19 protein-coding genes and 1 pseudogene are annotated in these 23,595 nt (G+C 71.7%); 15 read left to right on the forward strand and 5 right to left on the reverse strand.

What is annotated here, in order from left to right:
• Window positions 1-5 precede the first annotated feature (5 nt).
• From AB0K18_RS16265 to AB0K18_RS16285, 5 genes are all read left to right on the forward strand, one after another.
• Complete coding sequence (locus AB0K18_RS16265; RefSeq protein WP_364914802.1) at window positions 6-1,556, forward strand: ABC transporter permease subunit; 1,551 nt, start codon at window positions 6-8, stop codon at window positions 1,554-1,556.
• A complete protein-coding gene (locus tag AB0K18_RS16270) occupies window positions 1,553-2,392 on the forward strand; it encodes a sugar ABC transporter permease (RefSeq protein WP_364914803.1) in 840 nt (279 codons plus the stop codon). Before AB0K18_RS16265 ends, AB0K18_RS16270 begins: the two co-directional genes overlap by 4 nt.
• Window positions 2,393-4,180 (forward strand): glycoside hydrolase family 13 protein, encoded by a 1,788-nt coding sequence (locus tag AB0K18_RS16275; RefSeq protein WP_364914804.1) that lies wholly within the window; start codon window positions 2,393-2,395, stop codon window positions 4,178-4,180. It begins immediately after the preceding gene.
• An 86-nt stretch (window positions 4,181-4,266) separates the two neighbouring features.
• Window positions 4,267-5,520, forward strand: a complete 1,254-nt coding sequence (locus AB0K18_RS16280; RefSeq protein ID WP_364914805.1) for a right-handed parallel beta-helix repeat-containing protein — start codon at window positions 4,267-4,269, stop codon at window positions 5,518-5,520.
• A 4-nt stretch (window positions 5,521-5,524) separates the two neighbouring features.
• Window positions 5,525-5,893 carry a hypothetical protein gene (locus tag AB0K18_RS16285; protein WP_364914806.1) on the forward strand — a complete coding sequence of 123 codons (369 nt, stop codon included), beginning with the start codon at window positions 5,525-5,527 and terminating at the stop codon, window positions 5,891-5,893.
• 1 nt (window position 5,894) lies between these two features.
• Here AB0K18_RS16285 and AB0K18_RS16290 read toward each other — a convergent pair whose 3' ends face one another.
• The 3 genes and pseudogenes from AB0K18_RS16290 to AB0K18_RS16300 all read right to left on the reverse strand — a co-directional run bounded on the left by AB0K18_RS16290 (window position 5,895) and on the right by AB0K18_RS16300 (window position 7,360).
• Window positions 5,895-6,593: an SDR family oxidoreductase gene (locus tag AB0K18_RS16290; protein ID WP_364914807.1), complete on the reverse strand. Its 699-nt coding sequence runs from the start codon at window positions 6,591-6,593 to the stop codon at window positions 5,895-5,897.
• Window positions 6,590-6,718, reverse strand: a pseudogene (locus AB0K18_RS16295) (steroid 3-ketoacyl-CoA thiolase); the annotation flags it as partial. The gene AB0K18_RS16290 and the pseudogene AB0K18_RS16295, both read right to left, overlap by 4 nt.
• 78 nt (window positions 6,719-6,796) lie before the next feature.
• Window positions 6,797-7,360: a TetR family transcriptional regulator gene (locus AB0K18_RS16300; protein WP_364914808.1), complete on the reverse strand. Its 564-nt coding sequence runs from the start codon at window positions 7,358-7,360 to the stop codon at window positions 6,797-6,799.
• 53 nt (window positions 7,361-7,413) lie between these two features.
• On the opposite strand from AB0K18_RS16300, the gene AB0K18_RS16305 reads away from it, so the two are divergent.
• The 7 genes from AB0K18_RS16305 (at window position 7,414) to AB0K18_RS16335 (ending at window position 17,298) form a co-directional block, all read left to right on the forward strand.
• A complete protein-coding gene (locus AB0K18_RS16305; protein ID WP_364914809.1) occupies window positions 7,414-10,524 on the forward strand; it encodes a cytochrome P450 in 3,111 nt (1,036 codons plus the stop codon).
• A gap of 174 nt (window positions 10,525-10,698) precedes the next feature.
• A complete protein-coding gene (locus AB0K18_RS16310; protein WP_355432230.1) occupies window positions 10,699-11,301 on the forward strand; it encodes an ACT domain-containing protein in 603 nt (200 codons plus the stop codon).
• Window positions 11,302-11,367: 66 nt separating this feature from the next.
• The gene (locus tag AB0K18_RS16315) at window positions 11,368-11,880 is read left to right on the forward strand and encodes a MaoC family dehydratase (RefSeq protein WP_364914810.1); all 513 of its coding nucleotides are present in this window, start codon (window positions 11,368-11,370) and stop codon (window positions 11,878-11,880) included.
• Window positions 11,881-11,893: 13 nt separating this feature from the next.
• Window positions 11,894-13,057 (forward strand): acyl-CoA dehydrogenase family protein, encoded by a 1,164-nt coding sequence (locus tag AB0K18_RS16320; protein ID WP_364914811.1) that lies wholly within the window; start codon window positions 11,894-11,896, stop codon window positions 13,055-13,057.
• A 64-nt stretch (window positions 13,058-13,121) separates the two neighbouring features.
• Entirely contained in the window at window positions 13,122-14,213 is a 1,092-nt protein-coding gene (locus tag AB0K18_RS16325) for a cation diffusion facilitator family transporter (RefSeq protein WP_364914812.1), read from the forward strand.
• 151 nt (window positions 14,214-14,364) lie between these two features.
• Window positions 14,365-15,681 (forward strand): acyltransferase, encoded by a 1,317-nt coding sequence (locus AB0K18_RS16330; protein WP_364914813.1) that lies wholly within the window; start codon window positions 14,365-14,367, stop codon window positions 15,679-15,681.
• A gap of 426 nt (window positions 15,682-16,107) precedes the next feature.
• Window positions 16,108-17,298 (forward strand): hypothetical protein, encoded by a 1,191-nt coding sequence (locus tag AB0K18_RS16335; RefSeq protein WP_364914814.1) that lies wholly within the window; start codon window positions 16,108-16,110, stop codon window positions 17,296-17,298.
• Window positions 17,299-17,395: 97 nt separating this feature from the next.
• Here AB0K18_RS16335 and AB0K18_RS16340 read toward each other — a convergent pair whose 3' ends face one another.
• The gene (locus AB0K18_RS16340; protein ID WP_364573183.1) at window positions 17,396-18,688 is read right to left on the reverse strand and encodes an ATP-binding cassette domain-containing protein; all 1,293 of its coding nucleotides are present in this window, start codon (window positions 18,686-18,688) and stop codon (window positions 17,396-17,398) included.
• Window positions 18,689-18,931: 243 nt separating this feature from the next.
• On the opposite strand from AB0K18_RS16340, the gene AB0K18_RS16345 reads away from it, so the two are divergent.
• From AB0K18_RS16345 to AB0K18_RS16355, 3 genes are read left to right on the forward strand one after another with little or no spacing between them, the layout of a single operon-like run.
• Window positions 18,932-20,401 (forward strand): glycoside hydrolase family 13 protein, encoded by a 1,470-nt coding sequence (locus AB0K18_RS16345; RefSeq protein ID WP_364914815.1) that lies wholly within the window; start codon window positions 18,932-18,934, stop codon window positions 20,399-20,401.
• Window positions 20,398-21,423, forward strand: a complete 1,026-nt coding sequence (locus AB0K18_RS16350; RefSeq protein WP_364914816.1) for a LacI family DNA-binding transcriptional regulator — start codon at window positions 20,398-20,400, stop codon at window positions 21,421-21,423. Before AB0K18_RS16345 ends, AB0K18_RS16350 begins: the two co-directional genes overlap by 4 nt.
• The gene (locus AB0K18_RS16355; protein WP_364914817.1) at window positions 21,420-22,286 is read left to right on the forward strand and encodes a PfkB family carbohydrate kinase; all 867 of its coding nucleotides are present in this window, start codon (window positions 21,420-21,422) and stop codon (window positions 22,284-22,286) included. Before AB0K18_RS16350 ends, AB0K18_RS16355 begins: the two co-directional genes overlap by 4 nt.
• Here the strand turns inward: AB0K18_RS16355 and AB0K18_RS16360 are convergent.
• Window positions 22,278-23,477: an MFS transporter gene (locus tag AB0K18_RS16360; protein ID WP_364914818.1), complete on the reverse strand. Its 1,200-nt coding sequence runs from the start codon at window positions 23,475-23,477 to the stop codon at window positions 22,278-22,280. The two genes, AB0K18_RS16355 and AB0K18_RS16360, sit on opposite strands and share 9 nt — an antisense overlap.
• Between the last annotated feature and the right edge of the window lie 118 nt (window positions 23,478-23,595).

Here is a 23,595-nt window from a genome sequence, read left to right on the forward strand (position 1 = left end):
CGCTCATGCCTTCGCACGTGCGCGCGGCGGCACGGCCGCGCGGGGAGCGGAGCACGGCGTTCGTGGTGAGCAGGATCGCGGTGCTGGCCGTGGCCGGCGCGATCCTGCTCTACGCCGTGCCGCCGCTGGTGGCCGCCGGGTCATGGGTGTCACTGACACTGCTCGGCGCCGCCACCGCGGTCATCGCCTACCTCTATCTGACCCGGCGCTTCATCCCGGCCAAGTACCTCATCCCCGGCACCGTCTTCCTCCTCGCCTTCCAGGTGTTCCCCGTGCTCTTCACGGTGACCACGGCGTTCACGAACTTCGGTGACGGGCACCGCGGCGACAAGGCCGCCGCCATCGAGGCCGTCCAGACCGGCTCGGTCCGCCAGGCGCCAGGCTCGCCGGAGTACACGCTCACCGTCGCCCTGCGCGGCGAGGAGCTGGTGTTCCTGCTCGTGGACCCGGACACCAAGCAGGTCTCGCTGGGCACGCAGACCGGCGTCGAACCGCTGGCCGGCGCGCGGCTCGGCGTGGCCGGCAAGGTGCTCGCCGCGCCGGGGCTCACCGTGCTCAGGGCGCCCGAGGCCGCCGCGCGCGGGCCCGAGATCACGGCGCTGGCCGTGCCCACCGGTGACAGCCTCATCAAGGCGAACGGGCTCAGCCGCGCCGTCGAGGGCAAGGCCGCCCTGGTGTACGACGCCGCCTGCGACTGCGTACGCGGCGACGGCGGCCCCTGGACGGCCGACGAGTCGCAGGGCTACTTCGTCAACGCCGAGGGCGAGCACCTGGCCCAGGGCTGGCAGGTCAACGTCGGCCTGGACAACTTCCTGCGGGTGCTCACCAACCCCACCATCTCCGGCTATTTCGCCGGCGTGCTGGGCTGGAACCTCGTCTTCGCCCTCGCCTCGGTGCTCGGCACGTTCGCGCTCGGCATGTCGGTCGCCCTGGCGCTGCACCACCCGCGCATGCGCGGCACCAAGATCTACCGGATCGTGCTGATCCTGCCGTACGCGATGCCCGCCTTCGCGATGCTGATGGTCTGGCGCGACATGTTCAACCGCGACTTCGGCCTGATCAACCAGCTGCTCGGGGCCGAGATCGACTGGCTGGGCCAGACGGGGACCGCCCGGCTCGGCGTCGTGCTGGTCAACCTGTGGCTCGGCTTCCCGTACATGTTCCTCGTCACCACCGGCGCGCTGCAGGCCATCCCGCGCGAGCTGACCGAGGCCGCCGCGATCGACGGCGCCACCCCGTGGAAGGCGTTCCGCCGGGTCACGCTGCCGCTGCTGCTCATCGCGCTCACGCCGCTGCTGATCTCGTCGTTCGCCTTCAACTTCAACAACTTCAACGTCATCGCCCTGACCACCGACGGCGGGCCGTTCCCGGCGGAGAACCCGCAGGTCGGCGGCACCGACCTGCTCATCACCTACACCTTCAGGCTGGCGTTCGGGCCGAGCGGCGCGCAGTTCGGCTTCGCGGCGGCGATCTCGGTGTTCATCTTCGCCATCGTGGCCGTCATCTCGGCCGTGGCCTTCCGGCGTACCCGCAAGCAGGAGGAGGTCTACGCGTGAAGCTCGCCCTGCGGCACGTCTTCGTGCTGGCCGTGTGCGCGTTCGCGGTGTTCCCGATCCTGTTCGTGTTCTCGGCCGCGATCAACCCGCTGGGCACGCTGGCCTCGACCGAGCTGCTCCCCACCGGGGCAAGCCTGGACAACTTCGGGAACCTGCTGACCTCCGACGCCTACCCCTTCAAACGCTGGTTCTTCAACTCGGTGTTCATCGCGCTCGCCTCGTCGTTCGCCAGCCTGGTGCTGTCGATGATGGCCGCGTACGCCTTCAGCCGCATGCGCTTCGCCGGCCGCAGGACCGGGCTGCTGGCGCTGCTGCTCATCCAGATGTTCCCGCAGTTCCTGGCCATCGTGACGATCTTCATGATCTTCACCAGGGTGACCGAGCTGTACCCGGCCTTCGGCTTCGACACCGTGTGGGGCCTGCTGCTGCTCTACCTCGGCGGCGCGCTCGGCGTGAACACCTGGCTGATGAAGGGCTTCCTCGACACCGTCCCCAAGGAGCTGGACGAGGCCGCCACCATGGACGGCGCCACCCACGCCCAGATCTTCTGGCGCATCATCATGCCGCTGGTCACGCCGATCCTCGCGGTCACCGCGCTGCTCGCGTTCATCGGCACGATGAGCGAGTTCCTGATGGCGAGCGTGTTCCTGCGCGATCCGGAGAGCAAGACGCTCGCGGTCGGCATGTACGGCATGATCGCGGGGGATCACCGGAACACGAACTTCGGCATGTTCGCCGCGGCCACGCTGATCACCGCCGTGCCCACGGTCGGCGTGTTCCTGTGGTTGCAGAAGTACATCGTCTCCGGCCTGACCGCCGGCGCCGTCAAGGGATAGATGAGCACAGTGCGTCACCTCGGGGAGCCTCACCACGACGGGTCCGCCCTCTACGTCTCCGACCAGCGACCCGGGCTCGGCGCGCGGGTCACGCTCTGGCTGCGCGCGCCGCTGGCCGCCGGGGTCGCCGGCGTGCACGTCCGCGCCGTGCACGACGGCGAGCCCCGCTACGCCGAGGCCCGCGTGGACCCCGCGCGCCGGGGCGCGGGCGGCTACGGCCGCACCGACGTGTGGTGGCGGGCCGAGATCACCGCGGTCAACCCGGTCACCCCGTACCGCTTCCTGCTGCACACCCGTACGGGCCAGAAATGGCTGACCGCGGCCGGGCTCGCCGCGCACGACCTCACCGACGCGGGCGACTTCCGGCTCGTCTGCCACGAGCCGCCGCCGTCGTGGCTGGCCGGCGCGATCGTCTACCAGATTTTTCCCGACCGCTTCGACCGCTCCGGCGCCATGCAGGAGCCGCCCGGCTGGGCGCTGCCCCGCGACTGGGACCGCGACCCCGTCATCCCCAGCGGCCCCGGCACCTCCACCCAGTTCTACGGCGGCGACCTCGACGGCGTCACCCGGCGCCTCGACCACATCAGCGGACTCGGCGCCGACACCGTCTACCTCACGCCGTTCTTCCCCGCCCGCTCCAACCACCGCTACGACGCCTCGACCTTCGAGCACGTGGACCCGCTGCTCGGCGGCGACGCCGCGCTGCACCGCCTGTCGGGCGCGCTGCACGCGCGCGGCATGCGGCTCATCAGCGACATCACCACCAACCACTGCGGCGACGCCCACGAGTGGTTCACCACGGCCGTCTCCGACGTGCGCGCCCCCGAGCGCGAGATGTTCTACTTCGACCCCACCACCGGCGACTACGAGTCCTGGTGGGGCGTCAAGACGCTGCCCAAGCTCAACTGGGGCAGCGAGCTGGTGCGGGAACGGATGACGGCGGTGCTGAAGCGGTGGCTCGGCCCGCTCGACGGCTGGCGGGTCGACGTCGCCAACATGACCGGCCGCCGCGCGGCCGACGACCACCTGCACGAGGTCGCCGCCCTGCTGCGGGCCGAGCTCGGCCCCGGCGCCGCGCTCATCGCCGAGCACAACCACGACGCCTCGCCCGACCTCGACCGCGACGGCTGGCACGGCACCATGAACTACGGCGGCTTCACCCGCCCGGTCTGGGCCTGGCTGCGCGGCCCCGAGACGGATCTGGAGCACTTCCTCGGCGTGCCGGGCGGCATCCCCGAGCGCGACGGCCCGGCCACGCTGGCCACGTTCCGGTCGTTCGCCGCGCACATGTCGTGGCGCTCGTACGTGCACTCCTGGCAGCTGCTCGACTCCCACGACTCGCCCCGCGTGCGCACGGTCACCGGCTCGCGCGAGCGCCACCTGGTGGCCGCCGGACTGCAGGCCACGCTGCCGGGCACGCCGATGATCTTCGCGGGCAGCGAGTTCGGCCTGACCGGCGTCAACGGCGAGCACTCCCGCACCCCCATGCCGTGGAACCGCCCCGGCGACCGGGACCAGGCGACACTGGCCGCCTACCGCGAGCTGTTCGGGCTGCGCAGGGCCGAGCCCGCCCTGCGGCACGGCGGCCTGCGCTGGCTGCACGCCGACGCCGACTGCCTGGTGTTCGCGCGGGAGACGTACGGGGAGTCGATCGTGGTGTGCGTACGGCGGGCGCCGGGCGAGCCGCTCACCCTCGGCGAGCACCTCACCGGCCTCCACCACGCGCCCGACGGCGACGTGATACCGGGTGACGGACCTTCGCTGAGCATATGGCGCACCAGCGGCTGATCACGCTACGGTGGCCTCTGCTGATTTTCCGTACCTCCCAGCTCGTTAGTGGTGTGCCCCGTATGAGGTTGCTGTCCGTAGCCGTCATGGCTTCGCTCCTGCCCGCCGTACCGGCCGCCGCGGCGGCGGAGACCCGGAACGCGGAGAGCAGAGCGCGGGCGGGCACCACCTACTACGTCGACTCCAAGGCGGGGGACGACACGGCCGACGGCACCAGCGAGCGCACCGCGTGGAAGTCGCTGGAGAAGGTCGGCGCCACCGAGCTCAAGCCGGGCGACACGGTCGCCTTCAAGCGCGGCAGCGGCTTCACCGGCCCGCTCACCCTCGAGACCGACGGCACCGCCGCCCGGCCCATCGCGGTCCGCGCCTACGGCAAGGGCCCGCTCGCGAAGATCAGCGGCACCGAGGACGACTGCGTCATCGTCAAGGGCGACTACTGGCGCATCAGCGGGCTGCGCGCCTCCGGCTGCCGCTGGGCCGGCTTCCAGCTCGCCGGCCGCCGCATCGAGCTGTCGGGCGTGCAGGCCGACCGCAACATCGCCGGCGTGCTGGTCACGCCGTCCGGCTCGCACAACACCGTCCGCGACAGCGTGCTGACCGACAACAACCGGATGAGCGTCAACGACTCGGGCGGCGACAACGACTCCGGCGCCTTCGGCGTGCTGCTCAACGGCGACGACAACCTCGTCACCGGCAACACCATCACCGGCAGCTACGCCAAGAGCAGCGACTACGGCACCGACGGCGCCGCCGTCGAGATCTTCGGCGGCGACCGCAACCGCGTCACCCACAACGTCGCCCGCGACAACGACACCTTCACCGAGCTCGGCGCGAAGAAGGGCACGACCGCGACCGGCAACGTGTTCGCCTTCAACGTCGTCACCTCCAAGCGCAGCCGCGGCTCGTTCCTCATCACCCGCGGCCCGCGCCACATCGTCGGCCCGGTCAAGGGCACGATCGCGGTGCACAACTCCGTCTACCTGCCGGCCAGGAACACCGTCGGCTGGTCCTGCCATGACGGGTGCTCGCCGTCGATACTCAAGCTGCGCAACAACGCCGTCCACGTCGGCGGCGAGGCCGGCTACGCCGACGGCAGGGGCGCCGACGACGCGGGCGGTGTCTACAAGGGGCGCAGGGCCCGCTTCAAGCCGGGGCCGAAGACGGTCATGGCCGACCCGAAGTTCGTCTCCCGCACCGACCTGCGGCTGCGTCCCGGCTCTCCGGCGATCGGGCGCGGGGTGCGGCTGAGCTCCAAGTGGTACGGCGGCAAGGCGATCTTCAAGGACGCCGCGGGCAAGGTCCTCACGTCCGCGCCCACCGCGGGCGCCTACCAGCACTGACGCCGTGAGCATCGACTCCGACCACCTCGAAGCGCGCCGCGAGCTGGTGAAGAGGCTCGCCGAGTCCGAGGCCCCCAGGCACTACTGGCACCTGGGGGACGAGGACGGGCGGGCCTGGCTGTTCGAGAGCGTCGAGGGCGACGGCGAACACTGGGCGGTCCGCCAGGTCGAGGTGGGCGCCGACCGCGCCGACCGCGCCCACGGTGCTGACGGCGCCGACCGCGCCGACCGCGCCGCCCGTGCCGCCCGGCGCTACTGGTGGCGCCACCTCCAGGACGGCCAGGGCTTCCTGTCCGACCAGCCGCTGGAGATCTGGGAGCTGACCGAGATCACCCCCGAGGCGTTCGAGGCGGTCTGGGCCGCCGCCGGGTGACCTACTTGCCGGCCAGCGCCGGATAGAGCAGCTCCAGGCCGCCGGACAGCCCCGACCTGGCCTGCCTGCTGACGTCGTCGGCCAGCACCTCGTACGCCCCCGACTCCAGCCCGTCGAGCGTGGCCCCGACCACGTCCTCAGGGGAGATCTTGGGGCCGTCGATGTTCGCGGCCATGTCGGTGTCGATGTAGCCGGCGTGCACGCCCACCACCTGCGTGCCCTGCTCCAGCAGCTCCAGCCGCAGCGCGTTGGTCAGCGACCAGGCCGCCGCCTTCGACGCCGCGTACGTGGTGACGCGCGGGAACGTGAGGTACGACAGCACCGACAGGACGTTGACCAGCGCGCCGCCGCCGTTGCGGGCCAGCACGGGCGCGAAGGCGCCGCTCATGGCCAGCGTGCCGAAGTAGTTGACCTCCATCTCGGCCCTGGCCGCCGCCGGCCCCGGGTCGTGGCTGTGGGAGACGCCCGCGTTGTTGATCAGCAGGCTCACGTCGCCGCAGAGCTCGGCGGCGGCGGCCACGGCGGCCTGGTCGGTCACGTCGAGCGCGATCGGCGTCAGGTCCGGGTCGGTGATCGAGGCGGGGTTCCTGGCGGCGGCGTACACCTTGCGCGCGCCGCGCTCCAGCAGGGCGCGGGCGAACGTGGCGCCCAGGCCGCGGTTGGCGCCGGTGACGAGGGCGACGCTGTCGGTGATCTTCATGAGGTTCGCTCCAGGATGAGTGCGTTGGCGAGCCCGCCGGCCTCGCACATGGTCTGCAGGCCGTAGCGGGCGCCACGCTCGCGCATGGCGTGGACGAGGGTGGTGGTGATACGGGCGCCGCCGGCGTCACGCATCGCGGCACCTTCCTCCTAGGTTGGATTTTCCAACCCACCATAAGTGAGTTGGAAAATCCAACGCAACCCCTACGAGGAAAAACCCGTGAGCCCGTGAATGATCAGCCGGATCGCGACGTCGAAGTCGCGCTCGATCTCCTCCGGATCGTCGGGCAGATGGCCCTGGGTCTCGGCCATGACGAAGCCCGTGACGAACGCGTGCAGCACGTCGCTGGTCCGCCGCAGCTCCGACTCCGGCACCCCGGCCAGGCGCAGGATGCGGTAGAGCGCCTGCCAGAGCGCGTGCTCGCGGTCGGAGATGATCTCGGGGTGCCGGTGCAGGTAGGTCCACATGGCCGGGTAGGCGCGCGTGTGCTGGTGGTAGGCCACCGCGAGCCGCCTGAGCTGGTCCTGCCACGGCGCGCCGTCGTCGGCCGGGAGCTCGATGCGCTGCTGCGCGGCCGTGCAGAGCATCCTGATCAGCGCTTCCTTGTTGTCCACGTGGTGGTAGAGCGACATGGGGTTGACCCGCAGCTCGGCCGCCAGCCTGCGCATGGACAGCGCCTCCACGCCGTTCTCCTCCGCCAGGCGCAGCGCCGTGGTGCTGATCTCTTCGATGGTCAGGGGTGTGCCCCTGCGCGCGCTCGCAGCCATACACCGTATGGTAGCTTCAGCCATACGGTGTATGGCTAGGAAGGGAGCACCCCATGGCGCGGATTCCGGCCCCGAAGGGCCTGCCGTTCGTCGGCAACACGCTGCAGATCCCCTCGCACGCCCCGGTCGAGCACTTCGTCAAGGTGGCCGGCGAGTACGACGAGGGCATCGTCCAGTTCGAGATCGCCGGCCGCCGGGCCGTCTTCGTCCACGACCCCGACCTGGTCAGCGAGGTGTGCGACGAGAGCCGCTTCGTCAAGCGCATCAAGCCGCCGCTGACGATCGTGCGCGACTTCGGCGGCGACGGGCTGTTCACCGCCGACGCCGGCGAGCCCGTGTGGGGCCACGCCCACCGCATCCTGATGCCCGCCTTCAGCCAGCGCTCGATGAAGGCGTACTACCCGCAGATGCTGGAGATCGCCGAGCAGCTCGTCGCCTCGTGGGCCGCCCGCCAGGGTCAGGACCTGCCCGTCGCCGACGACATGACCAGGCTCACCCTCGACATCATCTCGCTCACCGGCTTCGGCTACCGCTTCCGCTCCTTCGACTCGCCCGAGCTGCACCCCTTCCTGACGGCCATGGGCGGCGCGCTGACCCATGCCATGCTGCGCAACCAGCGGCTGCCGGTCGTGACCAGGCTCAGGAAGGCGGACGAGCGCTCCTACCGGCGCGACATCGCCACCATGCAGTCGCTGGTGGACGACGTGATCAAGCGGCGCAGGGCCGAGGGCTCCGGGGACGCGAAAGACCTGCTGGGGCTCATGATGGAGGCCGCCGACCCGCGCACCGGCGCCCGGCTGCCGGATGAGAACATCCGCGACCAGGTGCTCACCTTCCTCATCGCCGGCCACGAGACCACCAGCGGGCTGCTCTCCTTCGCCCTGTACAACCTGCTGCGCGAGCCGCACACCCTGGCCCGCGCGTACGACGAGGTGGACCGGCTGCTGCCCGGCGACGAGCCGCCCGCGTACGAGACGATCATGAAGCTGGACGTCATCCCGCGCATCCTGGACGAGACGCTGCGCATCTGGTCGCCCATCCCGCTCTTCAACGTCAGCGCCGTCCGCGACACCATGATCGGCGACTACCCGATCCCCGCGGACCAGGGCGTCGGCGTGCTGCTGCCGCTGCTGCACCGCAGCCCCAAGGCGTGGGAGCGGCCCGACGAGTTCGACATCGACCGCTGGCTTCCCGAGAACAGGAAGCACCACCACCCCGCCGCGTACAAGCCGTTCGGCAACGGCGAGCGGGCCTGCATCGGCCGCCAGTTCGCGCTCACCGAGGCCAGGCTCGCGCTCGCGATGATCCTGCGCCGCTTCGCGCTGTCCGACCCCGCCGCGTACCGGATGCGGATCAAGCAGACGCTCACCCTCAAGCCCGACGGCTTCACGCTGCGGGTCCGCGAGCGCCGCGCCCACGAGCGGGCCACCGTGACCTCGCGGCCCGCCGAGCGGAGCGAGCAGCAGGACGTCGCGGTGACCGGGGTGCCGCTCACCGTCGCCTACGGCTCCAACCTCGGCACCAGCGCCGACCTCGCCGAGCGGCTGGCCGAGCGGGCCGGCCGGGCCGGCTTCGCCACCACGCTCACCACGCTCGACGAGCTGACCCCGCCCGGCGAGGGCCTGCTGATCGTGGTCGCCTCCTCCTACAACGGCAAGGCGCCCGACAACGCCCAGCGCTTCGACGCCCTGGAGGCCCTGCCCGACCTGTCGGGGGTGCGGCTGGCCGTGCTGGGCTGCGGGAACACGCAGTGGCCGACGTACCAGGACTTCCCGCGGCGCGCGTACGAGAAGCTGACCGCCGCCGGAGCCGTGCCCATCGTCGAGCGGGGCGAGGCCGACACCGACGGCGACTTCGACGGCGACGTCACCGCCTGGACCACCCGCCTGTGGGCGGCGCTGGCCGAGGAGTACAGCGCCGCCGCCGGGGGCGCAGGGCCCCGCTATGAGATGGAGGTGCTCACCGAGGCCGAGGTCAGGCCGTCGGTGGTGTCGGAGCGGGCCGCGCCGTTCACCGTGGTCGCCACCGAGGAGCTGACCGGCGACCCGGCCGGGCTCTGGGACTTCTCCGCCGAGCCGCCGCGCCCCGGCGTGCGCTCGATCGTGGCCAGGCTGCCCGAGGGCGTCACGTACGAGGCGGGCGACCACGTGGCCGTCTTCGCCAAGAACGACCCGGAGCTGGTGGAGTGGGCGCTGCGCTGCCTGCGGGTGCCGCGCGAGCAGGTCGTCAGGCTGCGCGCCGAGAGCGCCACCCACCTGCCCGTCGGCACGCCGGTCACCGCCGGGCTGCTGCTGACCGAGTTCGCCGAGCTGCAGGAGGTCGCCACCAGGGCCGACCTGGAGCTGCTCGCCGCGCACACCGCCTGCCCGTGGACCACGCGGCAGCTCGCCGAGCTGACCGCCTCCTACGCCGACGAGATCCTCGCCAAGCGGGTCTCGCCGCTCGCGCTGCTCGACCGCTTCCCCGCCATCGAGTTGCCGCTGCCCGTCTTCCTGGAGATGGCCGGGCCCATCAGGCCGCGCTACTACTCGGTCTCGTCCTCGCCGCTGGCCGACCCCCGGCTGGTCCGGCTCACCGTCGGCCTGGTCGAGGGGCCCGCACTGTCGGGCAGCGGGACGTACCAGGGCATGTGCTCGGCGTACCTGGCCGGGCTGAAGGACGGGGACGTCTTCTACGGGTACGTCCGGGTGCCCGCGCCGCCGTTCCGGCTGCCCGCCGATCCCGCCACGCCGGTGATCCTCGTCGGGCCCGGCACCGGGTTCGCGCCGCTGCGCGGCTTCCTGGAGGAGCGGGCGCTGAGCGGGGCGAGCGGGCCCGCCCTGGTGTTCACCGGTTGCCGGCATCCCGAGCACGACCTGCTCTACGGAAGCGAGCTGGCCGCCTGGGAGCGGGGCGGCGGGGTGCGCGTGCATCGGGCGTACTCGGCGGTGGCGGGGCATCCGTACCGGTTCGTGCAGGACGCCGTCGCGGCGCACGCCGAGGAGGTGGGGGAGCTGCTGGAGCAGGGCGCGCACGTGTACGTCTGCGGCGACGGCCTCCGGATGGCGCCCGCCGTCCGTCAGGCCCTGCTCGACCTCCACCGTGACAGGACCGGCGAGGACGGGGCCGCGTGGCTGGCGGAGCTGGAGGAGCGGGGCCGCTATCAGCAGGACGTGTTCGCCTGAGCGTTTCGAGCAGCGCTTTGTCCGGGGATGCGGTGGGGCGGACAGTCCCTTTATCGACAATCCGGACTTAACACTGCAATGTTGGATATAACCGCAGCGTGCACGACATATCCGTGGAACATGCTCGAAACATGTCCACGGCACTGTGAGAGCCTCTGCGGAAAGGGGGCGGACATGCTGCTGCGTCTGAGGGTGTCACTGCCCGACAGGCCCGGCGGACTCGGCCAGGTGGCCAAGGCCCTGGGTACTTTGGGCGCCGACATCCTGCAGGTCACCGTGCTCGAACGCGAGGCGGGGCGGGCGGTGGACGACTTCACCGTCTCCTGGCCCGCGCCGGTGACCACAGAAGAGGCGCGCGAGCGGCTCTCCGCCCTGCCGGGGGTCCGGGTCGAAGGGGTGTGGCCCACCAAGGAGGTGCCCGGCTCCGCCCTCGACTACGACCTGCTCATGCACGTCGCCAGCGAGCCCGCCCGGGGCTTCGCCACGCTCGTGGACGCGCTGCCGGGCCTGTGCGGGGCCGAGTGGTCACTGGCGGTGGCCGACGGCGTCGTCCGGCACGCCTCGCACGCCGCGCCCGCCTCGTTCGACCTGCCGGAGCCGCCCCCGAGGGCGGTCGCCAGGGACGCCGAGAAGCTGCGCCTCATGCTGCTGCCCGTCGTCACCGCCGGACTGCACGTGGTGGTGGCGCGGGCCGACGGGCCCGACTTCCACCGCGCCGAGGTGGAGCGCGCCGCCCGCATCGTGGACGTGGTGTCCAAGCTGGCGGCCCGCGCGTAACCGTTGACCGAACAATGATCTGGTCACTAACGTGGGCGGTCACGACGGTGTGAACAGGAGCCGCCCTTGACCGTCCACGAGCCCGCCATCGGCCGCTACTACGAGGACTTCACCGTCGGGGACGTCTACCAGCACCCCATGGGCCGCACCATCAGCGAGGCGGACAACACCTGGTTCACGCTCCTGACGATGAACACGAACCAGAACCACTTCAACGCCCACTTCGCCGCCAAGGCCCCCACCGGGAAGATCATCGTGAACTCGGGGCTGACCGTGGCCATCGTGCTCGGCCTGTCCGTCATCGACGTCAGCCAGACCGCGATCATGAACCTGGGCTGGACCGACATCAAGCTCACCCACCCCGTCTTCGCCGGCGACACCCTCTACGCCGAGTCGAAGGTGACCGCCAAGCGGGAGTCGAAGTCGCGGCCGTACGCCGGGATCGTCACCGCGTACACGCGCGGGCTCAACCAGGACGGCGACGAGATCATGTCCTGGACCCGCACCGTCATGGTCTACAAACGCGACGCGCCCCACGACAAGGGCTACTTCCCCCAGGCCAGGACCGGCCCGCTCTGAGGAGTTGAGTCACATGGACTTCGAGCTGACCGACGAGCAGAAGGCGTTCCGCGAGACCCTGCGCGCGTTCGTGGACAAGGAGATCGTGCCGGTCGCCACCGAATGGGAACACTCCGGGCGCTACCCGGCCGAGATCATCGACAAGATGAAGCAGATGGGGCTGTTCGGGCTGTCCGTCCCCGAGGAGTACGGCGGGCTCGCCGCCGACATGGTCTCCTTCGCGCTCGTCTTCGAGGAGATCGCGCGCGGCTGGATGGGCGTCGCCGGCACGATCGGCTCCCACTCCCTGGCCTGCTGGATGATCGCCCGCCACGGCACCGACGAGCAGAAACGCCGCCACCTGCCCGACCTCGCCACCGGCGCGCGGCGCACCGCCATCGCCCTGACCGAGCCAGGCGCCGGCACCGACCTGCAGGGCATCCAGACCCGCGCGGTCCGCGACGGCGACCACTACGTCGTCACCGGCACCAAGACCTGGATCACCAACGCCCGCCACGCCGACCCGCTGCCCGTCCTGGTCAAGACCTCCATCGAGGAGCCCGCCCACAAGGGCATGTCCGTGCTGCTCGTCGACCCCGACCTGCGCGGCTTCTCCGTCAGCCGCGACCTGCCCAAACTCGGCTACAAGGGCACCGAGACCTGCGAGGTCGCGCTCGACGAGGTGCGGGTGCCGGTCTCGTGCCTGCTCGGCGGCGTCGAGGGGCGCGGCATGCAGCAGGTGCTCGGCGGGCTGGAGATGGGCCGCGTCAACATCGCCGCCCGCGCCGTCGGGGTCGCCCAGGCCGCGTACGACGCCGCGCTCGCCTACTCCCGCGACCGCACCGCCTTCGGGCAGCCCATCGCCGACTTCCAGGCCATCCAGCTCAAGCTGGCCGACATGGCGACCGAGATCCAGGCGGCGCGGCTGCTCACGTACTGGGCGGCCTCCCAGGCCGACGGGGGCCGGCGGGTGGACATGGAGGCCGGCATGGCCAAGTACTTCGCCTCCGAGGTGGCGCTGAAGGCGTCCCTCGAGGCGATGCGCATCCACGGCGGGTACGGGTACTCCCAGGAGTACGTGGTCGAGCGGCTCTACCGCGACGCGCCGCTCATGGCGATCGGCGAGGGCACCAACGACGTGCAGCGCATGGTCATCGCGCGCGCGCTCATCTCGGGAAAGGGCAAGGTCGGCTGGTGACCCCGCCGCTCCCGAGGCCGCTGCTTATCCTGGGCGCGGAGGGACTGCGGGAGCGAGGAACACCATGTCCGACGACGAGGACACCGCCCACGAGCACGAGCACGGGCAAGGGCACGGGCATGGGCACGGGCATGGGCACGGGCACGGGCGTTCGAACCGGTGGCGGGGGATCCGGGGTGTGATGGCGCGGATCACGCACGCCGTCACCCCGCACAGCCACGACACCGCCGGCAAGACCGACACCGCCCTGGAGACCAGCAGCAGGGGCATGCGCGTGCTGGCCGTCTCGTTCGCCGTCCTCATGGTCACCGCCGCCGTCCAGGCCGTCATCGTGGCGGCCTCCGGCTCGGTCGCGCTGCTCGGCGACACGCTGCACAACCTGGCCGACGCCCTCACCGCCGTCCCGCTGGCCATCGCGTTCTCGCTCGGCCGCCGCGCCGCCACCCGCCGCTACACCTACGGCTACGGCAGGGCCGAGGACCTCGCGGGCATCGTCATCGTCGCGCTCATCGCCCTCTCCGCCGCCCTCGCCGGGTACGAGGCCGTCACCCGCCTCCTCGACCCCCAGGAGATCAGGGCGGTCGGCTGGGTGGCCGGGGCGGCGCTGATCGGGTTCGCGGGGAACGAGTGGGTCGCCCGCTACCGCATCAGGGTCGGCAAGGAGATCGGCTCGGCCGCCCTCGTCGCCGACGGCCTGCACGCCAGGACCGACGGCTTCACCTCCCTGGCCGTCCTCCTGGGCGCCGGCGGCGCCGCACTCGGCCTGCCCCTGGCGGACCCCGTCGTGGGCCTGCTCATCACCGTCGCCATCTGCTTCGTGCTGCGCGACGCGGCCCGCGAGATCTACCACCGCCTCATGGACGCCGTCGACCCCGCCCTCGTGGACGCCGCGGAACGCATCCTCGCCTCGGTGAACGGCGTCCGCCGCGTGGGCTCCGTACGTCTGCGCTGGATCGGCCACGCCCTGCACGCCGAGGTGGACATCCTCGTCCCCCACGACATGTCCGTCATCACCGCACATGATGTCGCGGTCGAGGCCGAACACCGCCTCATCCACGAACTCCCACGCCTACGAGCCGCCACCGTCCACACCGACCCCGACGGCCCCGCCGACGCCGACCACCACGCCACCCTCACCACCCACCGCCCCCACTGACCCGCCGCCGCCGGCCCGCCGCATCGGGCATCAAGGGGCTGGGTGGTCGCCACGTGGTGCCGGGGGGCCTGGTCCGGGGTGGATGGATTGTGGGGTGGGGTTTGGGTGACCTTGGCGCATCGGTCGTTGCGATACGGGTAGGTTGGGGCGGGTGTCCGCAGCCGTTTCACCCCCCGCGTCCCCGGCCGCCCTCACCTCATCCTCCAGGCTCGCCTGGCTCGACGCTCTGCGGGGGATCGGTGCGCTCGCGGTGGTGGCCGAGCACATGTTGCCGTGGTTCGTGCCCAGTCTGAGGCCCTACTGGTTCAGTCTGGGCGTCTACGGGATTCTCGTGTTCTTCCTGGTCAGCGGCTACATCATCCCGGCGTCGCTGGAGCGGCACGGTGATGTTCGGGCGTTCTGGATCAGCCGGTTCTTCCGGCTCTACCCGCTCTACCTCGCGATCATCGTGCTCGTGCTGGCGCTCGCCTGGTGGGTGCCGGTGCGGGAGGCGGTGGTGCGGGACGGCAGCGCGGTGGCGGCGCACGCGACGATGCTGCTCGACGTCGTGGGCATCGGCGGGGTGGCCGACACGATGTGGACGCTGTCGTACGAGATGGTGTTCTACCTGGTGGTCACGGCGCTGTTCCTGACGCGCGGGCATGAGCGCAGCGGGACGTGGGCGATCGTATTCGCGGTGGCGGCGGTGCTGGTGGGGCTGGTGGCGTCGGGGGCGGTGTTCGGGGGTGGGTGGCCGGCGTACGTGTCGTGCGCGGTGTTCGTCCTCGGCCTGACGGGCGTGGTGCTGGGCCGCCTGCGCACGGTCTCGGCGTGCCTGCTGGGCGTGATGGCGGTGGCCTGCCTGCTGCTGAGCAGCCGGGTGCCGTGGCTGGGGGCGGCGGTGCTGGCGGTGATGTTCGCGGGGACGGCGATCTACCGGTGGGAGCGCGGCACGGGGCCGCTGTGGCCGGTGGCGGTGACGGCGGCGCTGGTGGTGATCGCGCCCGTCTGGGCCATCGAGAGCGGCTGGTGGTGGGTGCGGGCCGACGTCTGGCTGACGACGATCGCGCTGGCGGCGGCCACGTTCGCGGGCGGGATGGCGTTGCGGGGGCGGCGGCTGCCGAGGGTGCTCGTGTGGTTCGGGCTGATCAGTTACTCGCTCTACCTGGTGCACCATCCGCTGCTGAAGTACTTCGTGCAGGTCAGCGGGGATCTGCGGCAGGCGGCGCTGCCGTACCAGCTGCTGATGACCGCCTTGGCGCTGGCAGTGATCATCGGGGCGAGCGCGCTGACGTACCGGTTCGTGGAGAAGCCGATGCAGGACCTCGGCCGGCGGGTCTCACGCCGGTGCCGCGGCGGGCTCCAGGGCGGCGGCGAGGCGCGGGTGCCGCGCGAGGACGCGGGCGACGACCGGGTCCTCGGCCATCAGGAACGCCAGGTGCCGCACGGCGTGGGCGACCACGTTGGCCAGGGCGAGGCGGTCGGGTGACGGCGCCGCCGGAGCCCGGCCGCGGGCGATCTCCAGCACCGGCACCTCGACGGCGGGCAGCCACGGCTCGGGGTCGGGGCAGATCGCGTAGGTGAGGACGACTCTTCCGTCGGGTTCGTAGCGCCAGCTCGTGGAGTGGACGACGGTGCCCGAGTCGCCGGCGGCCACGCCGGCCAGCCGCCGGGCCGCCGCGTCGGGGCTCTCGCCGGGTCGTGGGCTGGTCAAGGCCGACCGGTACGACCAGCGGCGCCGGGCGTCCACCCGTAGCATGAGCGTCTCGACCGAGATCACGTGTCCTGCCGTCACCGTCCCCAACTTACTGCCAGTCATATGCAGGTGCGTCCCATGGGCATGTCCCTTTGCGCTCTTGAAACAGCGGGGCGGCCGGGTTGTGATCGAGGGCGTGCGAGAGAGAGGCCGACGGTCATGCCCGGTTTGCTGGTGTTGATGGGGTCGGGCGAGACGAGCCCGACTATGGTCGAGGTCCACCGCGCCGCGGCGCGGACGCTGCGCTCGGGGGCGCGGGCGGTGCTGCTCGACACTCCCTACGCCTTCCAGGAGAACTGCGCCGACATCTCCGTCCGCGCGCGCCGCTACTTCGCCCGCAGCGTCGGGCTGGAGGTGGAGGTCTCGCCGGCGATCACGGGCGCCGACTGGGTGTTCTCGGGGCCCGGCAGTCCCACGTACGCGCTCGACCGCTGGGCCGGCTCGGGTGTCGCGGGTGATCTGCGGGCCCGCGTACGTGCGCGTTCGGGTGTGACCGTGCTGGCTTCGGCGGCGGCCTGCACGGCGGGCCTGGCCACCGTGCCGGTCTACGAGATCTACAAGGTGGGCGCGGAGCCGCACTGGCGCGAGGGGCTCGACCTGCTGGAGCCGCTGGGGCTGCGGGCGGTGCTGATCCCGCACTTCGACAACGCCGAGGGCGGCACCCACGACACCCGCTTCTGCTACCTGGGGGAGCGGCGGCTGTCCCGCATGGAACGCGAGCTGCCGCCCGGCACCGCCGTGCTCGGCATCGACGAGCACACCGCGCTGGTCATCGACCTGCACAGCGAGGAGGTGCGGGTGGCGGGGCGCGGCGGGCTGACCGTGCGGCTGCCCGGGTCGGTGACGGTGCTGCCGGCCGGCGCCCGTACGGACCTGGCCGGGCTGCGCCGCCTGGCCGAGGGGAAGACGGCGGGCGCCGCACCCGCCCCCGCCGCACCTGAGCCGCGGGCCGCGCCCGCCGAGGTGACGCTGGAGGAGTCGATCCGGTCGTGCGAGGAGGCGTTCAACGCGGCCGTGCGCAGGCACGATCCGGTGGCGGCCGCCGGGGCGGTGCTCGACCTGGAGGCGGAGATGGTCAAGTGGGCGGCCGACACCGAGGAGGACGCGGGCGGCGTGGAGCAGGCCAGGGAGCTGGTGCGGCTGCTGATCGCCCGGCTCGGCGAGCTGGCCGCCGCGTCCGGCCGGCGCTCGGAGGGCCTGACCGCCCTGGTGGAGCCGCTACTCGAGTTGCGGGCCTCGCTGCGGGAGAGCGGCCGGTACGACGTCGCCGACGCCCTGCGCGCGGCCCTGGTCAGCGGCGGCGTCGCCGTCGAGGACACCCCCGAGGGCTCCCGCTGGAGCCTCGCCTAGAACACGGGTGACGACGGCCGACACGCGTGGCCGTGCAGCCGCCGCCGGCACGCGGGCTCGGCAAAGGCGGGGTATCCGCCTTCGGGGGGCGTGCGGGTCAGCGGCGGGGCGGGTCGATGCGGGCGCCGTCCGAGGTGAAGATCATGATGCGGGAGAGGTCGACGGCCACCTTGGCCGCGTCCCCCTGGCGCCAGATCGGCCGGTTGCCCAGGCGGACGATCAGGTCGGAGCGGCGGTGGATGCCGCTGCCGTTGGGGTGCTGCCCCACCTGCTCCTGCTCCTGCCACTCCTCTTCCTCGCGGGAGAACAGCCGCCGCACCAGCCCGGTTAGCTTGCCCGTGCCGTTCGCGCCGCCGCCGGAGCGCCGCCGCTGCCGCGGGTCGGGCGGCTCAGGCACCGGTACGGCCGGCATCCCGCACTCCAGGTACGCCAGCCACTCGTGCCCGTGGTACTCCAGCGCCCGCACCCGCCCGTAGAAGGCCGGCCCCTCGTACGACTCCGGCACCGGCGCGAGCCCGTCCGGCCGCAGCCCGACGAGCACCTGCCCGCCGGTGTGCTGTGAGATCGCGTACGCCCTGGGATCGCTCCACGGCATCGTCAGCCGGTGCGGCCCGAAGTCGAGCATGACGTACTGGTTCTGCGGCGTCCTGACACCGGCCGCCAACAGGTTCAACTGCTGGGAGTTGAGGAACGCGGCCACGAACGCGGTCGCTGGATCGTTGTAAATCTGGGCCGGGGTGCCGACGTCCTGGAGGACCCCGCGGTTCAGGATCGCGATGCGGTCGGCCAGGGTGAGCGCCTCGACCTGGTCGTGGGTGACGTAGATGGTGGTGACGCCGAGCGACCTGACCAGCGCGGAGATCTCCATGCGCAGCTCGGTGCGCATGCCGGCGTCGAGGTTCGACAGCGGCTCGTCCATGAGGAACAGCTTGGGCTGGCGGACGATGGCCCGTCCCATGGCCACCCGCTGCCGCTGGCCGCCGGACAGGGTGCCGGGGCGGCGTTCGAGCGTCTCGTCGATGTGCAGCGCCTTGGACAGCTCGGTGACGCGCTCGCGGACCATCGCGGGGTCGGCCTTGGCGATCTCCAAGGGGAAGGCGATGTTCCCCCTGACCGTCCGGTGCGGGTAGAGGGCGCCGTTCTGGAAGACCATCGCCACGTCGCGGTCGCGCGGCGCGAGGTGGTTGGCCAGCTCGCCGTCCAGCCACAGGTCGCCCTCGGTGATGTCCTCCAGTCCCGCGATCATGCGGAGGAGGGTGGATTTGCCGCAGCCCGATGGGCCGAGCAGCACTAGGAACTCACCGTCTTGCGCTTGAAGGCTCAGCCGGTCGACCGCGAGATAGTCACCCGGATACACCTTTGACACTTTGTCGAGAACGACCGAGCTCATGGGCCCACACCTTGCGCGCGTGTCACCTGTGACGGGGCTTTATTGGAGAGGTAGTACATCGCGCCTTAACGGTACATGTCCACCCTTGACATAAAGAATCTCATTCGGCGGGCGTTTCGGACGGGAGTTTTGGGCATCCGAACGCCTAGATTTCCGGATCTGATGGGCGTGGAAGGAGTTGCGTAAACTTGCGGAAAGGGATTTCATAGTCCAAACGTGCTGGGGAGACCTCGGGGGAGACTGATGACCGACTGGTGGCGAAATGCCGTGATCTACCAGGTCTACGTGCGCAGCTTCGCCGACGGGAACGGCGACGGCGTGGGCGATCTGATCGGCGTTCGCGATCGCCTGCCGTACCTCACCGGTCTCGGCGTCGACGCCCTCTGGCTGACGCCCTTCTATCCCTCGCCGATGGCCGACTTCGGCTACGACGTGGCCGACCACCGCGACGTCGACCCGCTGTTCGGCACCCTCGCCGACGCCAAGGCGCTCATCGACGAGGCGCACGGCCACGGGCTGCGGATCATCGTCGACATCGTCCCCAACCACACCTCCGCCGCCCACCCCTGGTTCCAGCAGGCGCTGCGCGGCGAGCGCCGCGAGCGCTACATCTTCCGCGACACGCCCAACGACTGGGAGTCGATCTTCGGCGGCTCCGCCTGGACGCAGGTAGCGGACGGCCAGTGGTACCTCCACCTGTTCGACCCCTCCCAGCCCGACCTCAACTGGGACGACCAGGAGGTGCGCGGCGAGTTCGAGTCGATCCTGCGCTTCTGGCTCGACCTGGGCGTGGACGGCTTCCGGGTGGACGTCGCGCACGGCATGGTCAAGCCGCGCGGCCTGCCCGACGTCGGGCGCGGCAACCAGGCCACGATGGTCGGCGCAGAGCCGGTGCCGTTCTTCGACAACGACGAGGTGCACGAGATACACCGCTCCTGGCGGCGGGTGCTCGACTCGTACCCGGGAGAGCGCGTCGGGGTGGCCGAGGCGTGGGCGCCCACACCCGAGCGGCTGGCGAACTACGTCCGTCCCGACGAGCTGCACCAGGCGTTCAACTTCCACTACCTGTTCGCCCCCTGGGACGCCGCCGGGCTGCGCGAGGTGATCGACGCCTCGCTCGCGACGTCCGCCTCGGTCGGCGCCCCCACCACCTGGGTGCTGTCGAACCACGACGTCAAGCGGCACGTCACCCGCTACGGCAGCCTGGCGAGGGCGCGCGCCGCCGCGCTGCTCACGCTCGCGCTGCCCGGCTCGGCCTACGTCTACAACGGCGAGGAACTGGGCCTGCCCGAGGTGCTCGACCTGCCGCCCGAGCTGTGCCAGGACCCGCAGCGGCTGCGCGACCCCGACAGCGGCCGCGACGGCTGCCGCGTCCCGCTGCCCTGGACGCGCGACGGCGGCTGGCGCGACCCCTGGCTGCCCATCCCCGCCGGCTGGGCGGAGCTCAGCGTGCAGGCCCAGGAGGGCGTGCCCGGCTCGACCTTGGAGCTGTACCGTACGGCGCTGCGGCTGCGCCGCGACCTCACCGGCGACCTGGTCTGGCACGACTCTCCGGAGGGCACGCTGATGTTCTCCAGGGGGCCGGTCGTGTGCGTCGTCAACCTCACCGCCGAGCCCGTCGACTTCGGCGTGGACGGCACGCTGCTCATCGCCTCGGATGTCCCTGGAGCAGGGGATTCCGCGGCCTGGTGGAAAGTAAAGTGTCAGCCATGAACGGTCACGCTCGCCTCGCCGACATCGCCGCCCAGGCCGGGGTGAGCGAGGCCACCGTCAGCAGGGTGCTCAACGGCAAGCCGGGCGTCTCGGCGAGCACCCGGCAGGCGGTGATGGCCGCACTCGACCTCATGGGCTACGAACGCCCGCCCCGCCTGCGGCAGCGCAGCAACGGGCTGGTCGGCCTGGTGACGCCCGAGCTGGACAACCCGATCTTCCCCGCCTTCGCCCAGGCCATCGAGAAGGCGCTGACGCAACACGGCTACACCCCCGTGCTCTGCACCCAGCTGCCCGGCGGCGCGCCGGAGGACGAGTTCACCGAGCTGCTCGTCGACCGCGGCGTGAGCGGCATCGTGTTCGTCTCGGGGCTGCACGCCGACACCACCGCCCGCATGGACCGCTACACCCGGCTGACCGACCGCGGCCTGCCGATCGTGCTGGTCGACGGCTACAGCGAGCACATCGACGCGCCCTTCATCTCGCCCGACGACCGCCTGGCCGCCAGGCTCGCCGTGCAGCACCTCGTCGACCTCGGCCACGAGCGCATCGGCCTCGCGCTCGGGCCGCGCAGGTTCGTCCCCGTGATCAGGAAGATCGAGGGCTACCGGCAGGCCATGGCGCAGCTGCTCGGCTCGGCGGACGTCGAAGAGCTGATCGCCCACTCGCTGTTCTCCGTCGAGGGCGGCCAGGCCGCAGCCGCGCAGCTGCTCAGCCGGGGCTGCACCGGCATCGTGTGCGCCAGCGACCTCATGGCGCTCGGCGCGATCAGGGCGTGCAGGGAGAAGGGGCTGTCGGTGCCGGGGGAGGTGTCGGTGGTCGGGTTCGACGACTCGCCGCTCATCGCCTTCACCGATCCGCCGCTGACCACCGTACGCAAGCCCATCGGCGCCATGGCGTCGGCCGCCGTGCAGACGCTGCTCGAAGAGGTCAACGGCGCGCCCGCGAAGAACGTCGAGCTGATCTTCCAGCCCGAGCTGGTCGTGCGCGGCTCCACCGGATCAGGCCCGCTGGTCAACCGGTGAGCGACCTGCTCGTGCTCGGCGGCTCCGGCGTCGACACCACCGTCTACGTCCCCGAGCTGCCGCTACCCTACCGCGACACCCACCACGTGCCGCCCGTCACCGACCGCATCGGCAACACCGGCGCCGGCGTCGCGCTCGGCTGCCACGCGCTCGGCCTCGGCGTCGTCTTCGCCGACCTCATCGGCGACGACCCGCAGGGCGCGCTCATCCGTGACGCGCTGCGCGACCTCGACTGCCGCTTCGGCCGCGCCGCGGCGGGCAGCCGGCGCAGCGTCCTGCTCGTGGGCCCAGACGGCCGCCGCACCTCGCTGCACGACGCGCGGGCCATGCCCGGCGAGCGGCTGCCCCGCGAGCTGTACGCCGGCGTGCCGGTCAGGCACGCGCACGTGTCGATCATCGACGCCTGCCGCGACGTCTTCGCCGATCTCGGCGGCGTGCCCGTCTCCACCGACCTGCACGACTGGGACGGCGTCAACGACCACCACCGCGACTTCGCCCGCCAGGCCGACCTCGTGTTCCTGTCCGCCGCCGCGCTGCCCGACCCGGCCGCCACCATGCGCGAGATCATCGAGCGCGGGCGGGCCCACACCGTCGTGTGCACGCGCGGGGCGCTCGGCTGCCTGGTGCTGACGCGCGGCTCCGCCGTCCGCGCCTTCCCCGCCGCGCCGCTGCCGGGGCCGATCGCCGACACCAACGGCGCCGGCGACGCGTTCGTCTCCGGCTTCCTGTACGGCACCCTGCGCGACAGGCCCCTGGAGGAGTGCGTCCGCCTCGGCGCCGTCGCAGGAGCCCACGCCTGCACCGTGCCGGGCACCCACGAGTCCCCGATCACCGAGGCGGTGCTGCTCGCCCGCTCACCGTGAGCGGTCCAGCTCGCGCCAGGCGCGGAAGACGAAGGGCGGCGCCGAGATCAGCACGTAGACGCTGGTGAACATGAGCAGCGTCACGTCCAGGCCGGTCAGCGTGCTCAGCGAGCCCGCCAGCAGGCCGCCGACCGGCATGCCCGCGTACGCGGCGGCCGTCATCGCGCCGATCACCCTGGCCCGCAGCCGGGCGGGGATCCTGTCGTACTGCAGGATGCCCAGGATGGGGTTGATCGCGCCCGCGGCGAACCCCGACAGCGCCGTCACCGCCAGCGCCACCGGGAACGGCGCGTCCAGGGCCAGCACCAGCACCCTCGGCACCCCGGCCAGCAGGAAGCACAGCCCGTACGTCAGCCGCATCGGTAATCGTTCGCCGGCCGCCCCGTACACGATGGTCCCGGCCACCGCGCCCGCCCCCAGCACGCCCGTGAGCAGGCCGAAGGCGCGCGGGTCGCCCACCACCTCGCGCGCGTAGAGCGCGAGCAGCACCTGCGTGACGCCCGTGTCGAGCAGGTTGACCACGACGACCATGGTGGTGGCGCTGAGCTGCAGCCGGTCCTGCCAGAGGAAGCTCAGCCCGGCCCGCAGGTCGCCGAGGTAGCCGGTCGAGTCGCGGGCGTTCCGCCGTACGCGCGGCACGCCCGCCCCGATGAGCAGCGCCGACAGCAGGAACGACACGCCGTCCACGAACAGCAGCAGGTGCGGGCCGATCCACAGGATCAGCACCCCGGCCAGCGGCGCACCGACCATGGCCGCACCCCGGTAGACGCCGTCGTACGCGGCCGTGGCCCGCTCGATGCGCACCCCGGCCGCCAGCGACAGGTCGGGCAGCATGGCCTTGCGCGCGGTCTCGCCGGGCGTGGTCACCAGCCAGCGCAGGAAGAGCATCAGCAGCAGCAGCGGATAGCTGAGCCCTGTCGTCAGGAACAACGCCGGGACGGCCAGCGCGATCAGCCCGCTGACCAGGTCGGACAGCACGCTCGTCAGCCGGTAGCCGAACCGGTCCACCAGCGTGCCGCCGAAGGCCGCGGAGATCACGATCGGGAACGTGGTCGCGAACGAGGCCAGCCCCGTCAGCACCGCGCTCCCGGTCGTCTCCAGCACGAACCAGGGGACGGCGAGGATGGAGAGCATGTTGCCGGTGACGGATAAGGCGTTGGCGGCCAGGAAGGTGATGAATGGACGCCTCACGCGATGCCCCCGGCAACGGTTGTCGCTTCAGCGTTGCTCATGGGTGCCTTATGGTCAAGCGCCCCCTTTTGAGAGCCATAGTCCGATAAGTCAGATGATCACGCCACTTATGCGCCCG

Source organism: Nonomuraea sp. NPDC049421 (genome assembly GCF_040677005.1).
GTDB classification, from domain to species: Bacteria; Actinomycetota; Actinomycetes; order Streptosporangiales; family Streptosporangiaceae; genus Nonomuraea; species Nonomuraea salmonea.